Annotated in this window: 1 protein-coding gene; it reads right to left on the bottom strand. The window is 45.4% G+C overall.

Annotation, left to right across the window (positions count from 1 at the left end; translation table 11 throughout):
* Positions 1-582 (bottom strand): ATP-binding cassette domain-containing protein (locus HC175_RS16655; protein WP_168139487.1); only part of this gene is annotated, 582 nt, incomplete at both ends.

Below are 582 nucleotides of genomic sequence, written 5' to 3'. Positions count from 1 at the left end.
TGCGGCCTGCAGATTAAAAAGTTCTGAATATAATTTATTGTTCTGCATGAGTTCTTTATGAGTGCCGATCTCAAGGACGCTGCCGTCTTTAAGAACCATGATCCTGTCGGCAATTCGCACGGTGCTAAAGCGGTGAGAAATGATCACAGCGGTTTTACCTTCAGTGAGTTTAATAAATCTGTCAAAAGCTTCAGTTTCTGCCCGGGCGTCAAGGGCCGAAGTAGGTTCGTCAAGGATCAAAACTTCTGCATCTTTCATATACGCCCTGGCGATAGCTATCTTTTGCCACTGCCCACCGGAAAGGTCTTTGCCTTGCTTAAAGCGTTTTCCCAATTGCTGGTCATATCCAAAGGGCAACTCGCTCACCACCTGGTCTGCAAGGCTTTTTTCTGCTGCTCCCTCTATCCTGCCCTGGTCATTGATCTCTGTGATCTCGCCCATGGCAATATTTTCTCTCAAGGTGAGCTCAAACTTTACAAAATCCTGAAAGATCACTCCAAAATATTTTTGGTATGCTGCACGGTCATATTGCTTAACAGGAATCCCATCTAACAGGATCTCCCCTTCTGTAGGTTCGTAAAA

It is taken from the genome of Salinimicrobium oceani (assembly GCF_012037645.1).
The sequence above is the reverse complement of the archived record's forward strand: the minus strand, read 5'-3'. Positions and strand labels throughout refer to the sequence as shown.